Raw genomic sequence first — 286 nt, 5'->3', positions numbered from 1 at the left:
CACGGCACGTTCGACATCTGCTTCGTCGGCGTCGGGCAGTTGCGCCCACGGTTCAGCCAGCGCCGGGTTGAGACTGTCGAAAGTCTTGCCGGACAACGCATCGACCCATTGGCCGTCGATGCACATCTGAAAGCGGGTAAGGCTCATGCAACTATCCCCTTGATCGAGTTGTGGGCAGTCGCCAATTTGTCGAGACCGGTTTTTTCAAAGAAGTCGAGTAACACCTGGTTGACCAGGCGCGGCGACTCAACCGGCATCATATGGCGTTGATCGGGCAGTATCGCGA

At 57.7% G+C, this 286-nt stretch carries 1 protein-coding gene and 1 pseudogene; both read right to left on the bottom strand.

What is annotated here, in order from left to right:
* The coding region (locus tag ALO43_RS30175) for an aldehyde dehydrogenase (protein WP_020305408.1) at nt 1-147 on the bottom strand (147 nt) is incomplete at its 3' end.
* Nucleotides 144-286 (bottom strand): annotated as a pseudogene (locus ALO43_RS15675) (alpha/beta fold hydrolase); the annotation flags it as partial. The gene ALO43_RS30175 and the pseudogene ALO43_RS15675, both read right to left, overlap by 4 nt.

Origin of the sequence: Pseudomonas tremae, from assembly GCF_001401155.1 — a bacterium.
Taxonomy (GTDB): domain Bacteria; phylum Pseudomonadota; class Gammaproteobacteria; order Pseudomonadales; family Pseudomonadaceae; genus Aquipseudomonas; species Aquipseudomonas tremae.
This window is presented reverse-complemented; position numbering and strand designations above follow the sequence as displayed.